We start from the raw sequence: 7,976 nt of genomic DNA, 5'->3' as shown, positions 1-7,976 counted from the left end.
GCACGGCGCGGACGGTCCCAATCGGGCCAGTCGACGGCCTCGGTCAGCAGCCGGACATCACCGGCCGACCAATCCACATGCGGCGTCGGCTCATCCGCGTGCAACGTCCGCGGCAGGACGCCGTGGCGCATCGCCATCACCATCTTGATGATGCCGCCGACGCCCGCGGCCGCCTGCGCGTGACCGATGTTGGACTTCAACGAGCCCAGCCACAGCGGCTGTCCTTCGGGTCGCTCCCGGCCGTACGTGGCGAGCAGTGCCTGCGCCTCGATCGGGTCGCCCAGCCTCGTGCCCGTACCGTGCGCCTCCACCACATCGACGTCGGCGGTGGTGAGGCCCGCGGAGGTGAGTGCCTGACGGATGACCCGCTGCTGCGCCGGGCCGTTCGGCGCGGTCAGGCCGTTGGACGCGCCGTCCTGGTTGACGGCGCTGCCGCGGACGACGGCGAGCACTTGGTGCCCGTTGCGGCGGGCATCGGACAGCCGTTCCACCAGGAGCATGCCGACGCCCTCGGCCCAGCCGGTGCCGTCGGCCGCGGCGCCGAACGCCTTGCAGCGGCCGTCGGCGGCCAGCCCGCGCTGGCGACTGAACTCCACGAAGGCACGCGGGGTGGACATGACCATCACGCCCCCGGCCAGCGCCATGGAGCACTCGCCGTTACGGAGGGCCTGGACCGCCCAGTGCAGAGCCACGAGCGACGACGAGCACGCCGTGTCGACGGTGACCGCCGGGCCCTCCAGGCCGAGGGTGTAGGCGATACGGCCGGACATGATGCTCGCCGAGTTGCCCGTGCCGAAGAAGCCCTCGGAGTCGTCGATCGCGTTGAAGGCCTGGGCGGCGTAGTCCTGGTAGCCGGAGCCGACGAAGACTCCGGTACGGCTGCCGCGCAGCGACTCCGCGTCGATGCCGGCGCGCTCGAACGTCTCCCACGTGGTCTCCAGCAGCAGCCGCTGCTGCGGGTCCATCGCCACGGCCTCACGCGGGCTGATCCCGAAGAAACCCGGGTCGAACTCCCCCGCCTCGTACAGAAATCCACCGCGGCGCGTGTACGTCTTCCCCGTCGCGTCCGGGTCCGGATCGTAGATGTCCTCCACGTCCCAGCCCCGGTCCGCCGGGAACTCGCCGACCGCGTCACCACCGGCGGCCACCAACTGCCACAGGTCCTCCGGCGAGCGCACCCCGCCCGGATACCGGCACGCCATGCCGACGATCGCGATGGGGTCGTCGTCCTCGGCGGGCGCGGCGGCGGCTTCCGGTGCGGCCGCGATGGTGAGGCCGGTGAGCTCGGTGCGCAGTAGCCGGGCGAGTGCCTGGGCGTTGGGGTGGTCGAAGACCAGAGTGGGCGGCAGTGCGAGGCCGGTCTCGGCATTGAGCTTGTTGCGCAGTTCGACGGCGGTCAGGGAGTCGAAGCCCAGGTCCTTGAAGGCCCGGTCGGCCTCGACCTCGCCGGCGCTGTTGTGGCCGAGGACGGCCGCCGCGTGTGTGCGGACGAGGTCGACCAGCAGCGCGTGCTGCTCGGTCTCGGGCATCCCGGTGAGGCGGCCGGCAAGGGGTGAAGCGGCGGCCGTGCCGGGCCCGCCGACGGTGCTGCCCGCGGTGAGGATCCGCTCGGCCTCCGGGAGGTCGCCGAGCAGGGCGCTCGGGCGGCCCATGGTGAACGGGGGCAGGAACCGCTCCCAGTCGATGTCGGCCACTGTGGCGGTCGCCTCGCCGGAGTCCAGCGCCTGCCGGAGACCGGCCACGGCGAGCGTGGCGGGCATCGGGATCAGGCCGCGGCGGCGCAGTCGTTCGTCCGCGCCGTCGGCCTCGGCCATGCCGCCGTCGGCCCACGGGCCCCAGGCCACGGCGGTCGCCGGCAGGCCTTGGGCCCGGCGGCGTTCGGCGAGTCCGTCGAGCAGGGCGTTGGCCGCCGCGTAGGCGGCCTGGTGGCCGCTGCCCCACACACCGGCGATGGACGAGAAGAGGACGAAGGCGTCGAGTTCCCGGTCGGCGAGGAGCGCGTCGAGGTGCAGGGCTCCGGCTGCCTTGGCGGACAGCACGTCGGCGAAGGAGCCCGGTGTCATGGTCTCCAGCGGCTCCAAGTGGTCCACGCCCGCCGTGTGGACAACGGCGTTCACCGGGTGCTCGGCGAGCAGCGCGGCGAGCGCTTCGCGGTCGGCGACGTCGCACGCGGCGAGGGTGACGCGCGCTCCCAGCTCCTCCAGTTCGGCCCTGAGCGCGGTCGCGCCGGGCGCGTCGGCGCCCCGGCGGCTGGTGAGCACCAGGTGCTCGGCACCGGCACCGGCGAGCCAGCGGGAGACGTGCCCGCCCAACGCACCCGTACCACCGGTGATCAGCACCGTGCCGCGCGGTGTCCACCGCTGCCCGGTCCGGGTGTTCCTGCGGGTGGCGGTGTGGGACAGCCTGCGGCCGAAGACGCCGCGGGCGCGGATCGCGATCTGGTCCTCGGCCGACCGGTCTCCTGCCGACTGTTCCTCGGCCGACCGGCCGAGCACCGCGGCGAGGCGGTCGGCGACCCGGTCGTCGACCGTGTCCGGGAGGTCGATCAGACCGCCCCAGCGCGGCGCGTGCTCCAGCGCGGCGACCCGGCCGAGGCCCCAGACGGCGTTCTGGGTGGCGCTCGGCACCGAGTCCGCACGGCCGGTGGACATGGCCGACCTGGTCAGCGTCCACAGCGGGGCGTCGATTCCCGCGTCGCCAAGGGCCTGGACGAGCGCGAGGGACAGCGCGATGCCGACGGAGAGAGCCGGGTGTCCGCTGTGGGGCCGCTCGTCGGTGCCGAGCAGGGAGATCACACCGTCGACCGGGATCTCCCGGACTGCGTCGCCGAGCTGCCGCAGCAGTGCGCCGCGGTCGGCGGCCGGGTCGACCGCCACCCGGACCAGCCGGGCCCCGCGGGCGGCGAGCCCGTCGGCGACGGCGGCGGTCCACTCGACAGCCTCGGTGTCCTCGGTGACCAGGAACAGCCAGGCGCCCGGCAGTTCGTGCGCTCGAAGGCCGCCGAGCGGCTTCCAGCCCGTGCGGTAGGACCAGCCTTCCACGGCGGACTCCTGGCGCTGCTGCCGGCGCCACGCGGACAGCCGGGGCAGCACCGCGTCCAGTTGCTCGGCGGACAGGTCGAGGGTGGCGGCGAGGGACTGGGTGTCCTCGCGCTCCACCGTCTCCCAGAACCCGGCCTCCACGGCATCGGTTCCCGCGACGGCGGCGGCCGTGGGCGCGGTGGTCTCCAGCCAGTACCGCCGGTGCTGGAAGGCGTAGGTGGGCAGGTCGGCGCGCCGGGCACCGCGGCCGGTGAAGAACGCCTGCCAGTCAACGGGGACGCCGTGCACGTGGAGTTGCGCGAGGGCGCCGGTGATCGTCTCTGCTTCGGGGCTGCCGGACCGTGCGGAGGGAACGGTGACCGCGCCTTCCAGGCAGCCCTGGGCCATGGCGCTGAGCACCGCGCCGGGGCCGGTCTCCACGAACGTGGTCACGCCCAGCTCGGCCAGGGTCCGGATGCCGTCGGCGAAGCGCACGGCCTCGCGGACGTGCCGGACCCAGTAGTCCGCCGTGTACGCGTCGATGAGCTCACCGGTGAGGTTCGAGACGACCGGTGTCCGGGGTGTCTCGAAGCGCAGACCGCCGACGACGCGGGCGAAGTCCGCCAGCACGGGGTCCATCAGCGGCGAGTGGAACGCGTGGCTCACGGTGAGCCGGGAGGTCTTGCGGCCCTCCCGGGCGAAGTGGTCCGCGACGGCGGCTACGGCGTCCTCCGCTCCGGAAACCACGACGGATTGCGGGCCGTTGATCGCCGCGATGCCGATGTCGTCGGTGAGGTGCGGCAGCACCTCGTCCTCGGTGGCCTGGACGGCGATCATCGCCCCGCCGGCGGGCAGGGCCTGCATCAGCGCGGCACGAGCCGTCACCAGTGCGGCCGCGTCCTCCAGCGACAGGGCACCGGCCACGTGCGCGGCCGCGATCTCGCCCACGGAGTGCCCGGCCAGGAAGTCCGGCCGCACGCCCCACGATTCGAGCAGGCGGTGCACGGCGACCTCGTGCGCGAACAGCGCGGGCTGGGTGAAGACGGTGCGATTCAGCTCCTCGCCGTCCTCGTGACCGTTCTCGCAGAAAGCCACGTCCCGCAGTGGCCGGTCGAGGTGCCGGTCGAGGTGGGCGCACACCTCGTCGTACGCCTCCGCGAAGACCGGGAACGCCTCGTACAGTTCCCGCCCCATGCCGATGTGCTGCGAGCCCTGCCCGGAGAACAGGAACCCGACCTGGCCGGTGTCGGCGCGGCCGAGGGCGACACCGGGAGCGGGCGCCCCCGAGGCCAGGGCCCGTAGGCCCTCGGCGATTCGGCCGCGGTCGGCACCGACCACGGCGGCGCGGTGCTCCAGAGCGGTCCGGGTGGTGGCCAGCGAGACGCCGACGTCGATGAGGGACGGTTCGGCGCCGTCGGCGGTGAGGGACAGCAGGCGCTCGGCCTGGGCGCGCAGCGCGGCCTCGGACTTGCCGGCCAGGACCCACGGCACGGTTGCCGAAGAGACCTCGACCGGTGCGACGGCGGCCGGTTGGGCCACGGGGGCCTGCTCGATGATCGTGTGGGCGTTGGTGCCGCTGACGCCGAAGGACGACACGGCGGCGCGGCGCGGGTGATCGGTCTCCGGCCACGCCACGGCCTCGGTGAGCAGCCGTACCGCGCCCGCCGACCAGTCCACGTGCGGCGTCGGCTCATCCGCGTGCAGCGTCCGCGGCAGGACGCCGTGGCGCATGGCCATGACCATCTTGATCACACCGGCCACGCCGGACGCCGCCTGCGCGTGACCGATGTTGGACTTCAGCGAACCGAGCCACAGCGGCCGGTCCTCCGGTCGCTCCCGGCCGTACGTGGCGAGCAGCGCCTGCGCCTCGATCGGGTCACCCAGAGCGGTGCCCGTACCGTGCGCCTCCACCGCGTCGACGTCGGCCTCGGTGAGCCCGGCGGAGGCCAGGGCCTGCCGGATGACCCGCTGCTGCGCCGGGCCGTTCGGCGCGGTCAGCCCGTTGGACGCGCCGTCCTGGTTGACGGCGCTGCCGCGGACCACCGCCAGGACCTCGTGGCCGTTGCGCACGGCGTCGGAGAGGCGCTCCACGAGCACCACGCCCACGCCCTCCGCCCAGCCGGTGCCGTCAGCGCCGGCGCCGAACGCCTTGCACCGTCCGTCGGGCGACAGGCCGCGCTGGCGGCTGAACTCCACGAACGCGGCCGGTACGGCCATGACGTTCACCCCACCCGCGACGGCCATCGTGCTCTCACCGTTGCGCAGCGACTGGATGGCCAGGTGCAGGGCGACCAGCGAGGACGAGCACGCCGTGTCGACGGTGACGGCCGGGCCCTCCAGGCCGAACGAGTAGGCCACGCGACCGGAGGCGACGCTGGCGGCGCTGCCGGTGAGCAGGTGGCCCTCGACGCCTTCCGGGACCTGCGGCAAGCCCGCGCCATAACCCTGGTAGGACATGCCGACGAACACGCCGGTGCGGCTGCCCTTCAGGGAGGACGGGTCGATGCCGGCCCGCTCGAACGCCTCCCACGTGGTCTCCAGCAGCAGGCGCTGCTGCGGGTCCATCGCGAGCGCCTCGCGCGGCGAGATCCCGAACAGCGCGGCATCGAAGTCGCCGGCGTCGTAGAGGAAGCCGCCGTCGCGCGCGTAGGTCTTGCCGGGGTTGCCCGGGTCGGGGTCGTAGAGGTCTTCGACGTCCCAGCCGCGGTCCTCGGGGAAGCCGGAGATCGCGTCGCCGCCGGACGTCACTAGCTGCCACAGGTCCTCGGGCGAGTCGACGCCACCGGGAAGGCGGCAGCTCATGGCCACGATCGCGATGGGTTCGTCGCCGACGGCGGTCGTGCGCTGCCCCTGCGGCACGGCGCCCCGCGAACCGAGCAGTTCGGCGCGCAGGAACCGGGCCAGGGCCGTGGCGTTGGGGTGGTCGAAGACCAGAGTGGTGGGCAGCTTCAGGCCGGTGTCGGCCCTGAGCCTGTTGCGCAGTTCGACGGCGGTGAGCGAGTCGAAGCCGAGGTCGTTGAACGCCCGGCCGGGATCCACCGCCGCGGCGCCACCGTGGCCGAGCACGGCGGCCGCGTGCGTACGGACGAGGTCCACCAGCGTGCGGTCCTGCTCGCCCGCCGGCAGTCCGGTCAGCTTCGCGGCGAGCGCGTTGCCGGCTTCGGCGCCGCCGGAGGCCGGCGCCTCCAGGGCGCGGCGCGCCTCGGCCACGTCGGAGAACAGGGCGCTGGGGCGGACAACGGTGAACGGGCCGATGAACCGCTCCCAGTCGAAGTCCGCGACGGTGAGGGCGGTCTCTCCGTCGGCCATCGCCTGCTGGAGGGCGGAGACCGCGAGGGCGGGCCGCATGGGCGGCAGGCCGCGGCGGCGCAGCATCTCCTCCCCGTCGCCGACGCCGGCCATGCCGCCCTCGGCCCAGCCGCCCCAGGAGACGGCGAGCGCGGTGCGCCCGTGCGCCCGCCGGTACTCGGCGAGGGCGTCCAGGTAGGCGTTGGCCGCCGAGTAGGCACCCTGGCCGGCGCCGCCCCAGATGCCGGCGCCCGAGGAGAACATGACGAAGGCGTCGAGCTCCTGACCGGCCAGCAGTTCGTCCAGGTGCGTGGCACCTGCGGCCTTGGCCGCCACCGTGCCGGCGAACCCGGCCGGGTCGGAGTCGTCGATCATGACGTGGTCGCCGACGCCGGCGGCGTGGACGACGGCATTGACGGGGTGCTCGGCCAGCAGCGCCCGCAGGGCGTCACGGTCGACCGCGTCACAGGCCACGACGGTCGCGGCCGCACCGAGGTCCTCCAGCTCCGCGACGAGCTCCGCGACGCCGGGCGCCGCGGGGCCGCGGCGGCTGGTGAGCACCAGGTGCTCCGCACCGGCACCGGCGAGCCAGCGGGCCACATGCCCGCCCAGCGCACCCGTACCACCGGTGATCAGCACCGTGCCGCGCGGCGACCACTTCTGGGCGGGGCCGTTGGCGTGGGCGGCCCGGACGAGCCGGCGCCCGAAGGCACCCGAGGCGCGGACCGCCACCTGGTCCTCGGCCGTCTGGCCGAGAACGGCGGCCACGCGGGCCGCGGCGCGGGCGTCCAGCAGATCCGGAAGGTCGAGCAGTCCACCCCAGCGCTGCGGGTATTCCAGCGCCGCCGCCCGGCCGAAGCCCCACACCTGCGACTGCAGCGGGCGGTCCACGCGGTCGGAGCGGCCGGCGGCCACCGCGCCGCGCGTGGCGCACCACAGCGGGACGTCGACGCCCGCGTCGCCGAGCGCCTGCACCAGGCAGAGGGTCGCGGCGAGGCCGCGCGACAGGCCGGGGTGGCCGGCCGAGGCACTCTCGTCCTCGGCGAGCAGGGACAGCACGCCGGTCAGCGGGCCGACCCCGGCCAGCTCGCCGGCCAGCTTCCCGCGGTCGGTGCCGGGACCGGCGACGAGCGTCACCAGTTCCAGGCCGCGCTCGCCGAGCGCGGTGCGCACCGAGGCGGTCCAGTCGCTCTCGCCGGCCACGACGAGCAGCCAGGTCCCGGACGCGCCGGGCTGAGGAAGCGAACCAAGTGGCTTCCATGTGACGCGGTAGCGCCAGCCGTCGACCACGGACTGCTCGCGGTGCTGACGGCGCCATGCGGACAGCCGGGGCAGGAGCGCGCTCAGCGACGCGTCCGCGCCGACGCCCAGGGTCGCGGCGAGGGACTCCGCGTCCTCGCGCTCCACGCTGTCCCAGAAGCTGGAGTCCGCCGCGTCGGCCGAGGTGGCCGCGGCCAGATCCAATTCCCCGTCCCCGTCCAGCCAGAAGCGCTCGCGCTGGAAGGCGTAGGTGGGCAGGGTCACGCGGTGAGCGCCGGGGAAGAGTACCTGCCAGTCCAAGGAGACGCCGTGCACGTGCAGTTCGGCGAGCGCGGTGACGAGGGCCTGTTGCTCGGGGCGGTCACCGCGCAGCACGGGCACGGCGACCGCGTCGTCCGCGCAGCCCTG

1 protein-coding gene is annotated in these 7,976 nt (G+C 74.4%); it reads right to left on the bottom strand.

Annotation, left to right across the window (positions count from 1 at the left end; translation table 11 throughout):
• Nucleotides 1-7,976, bottom strand: a 7,976-nt coding sequence (locus tag ACFXGX_RS42585; RefSeq protein ID WP_384803678.1) for a type I polyketide synthase, incomplete at both ends; no start/stop codon positions are given.

Source organism: Streptomyces sp. NPDC059371 (genome assembly GCF_042751995.1).
Classification (GTDB): Bacteria; Actinomycetota; Actinomycetes; order Streptomycetales; family Streptomycetaceae; genus Streptomyces.
Note: the sequence above shows the minus strand (reverse complement) of the source record. Positions and strands in the feature narration are given on the sequence as shown.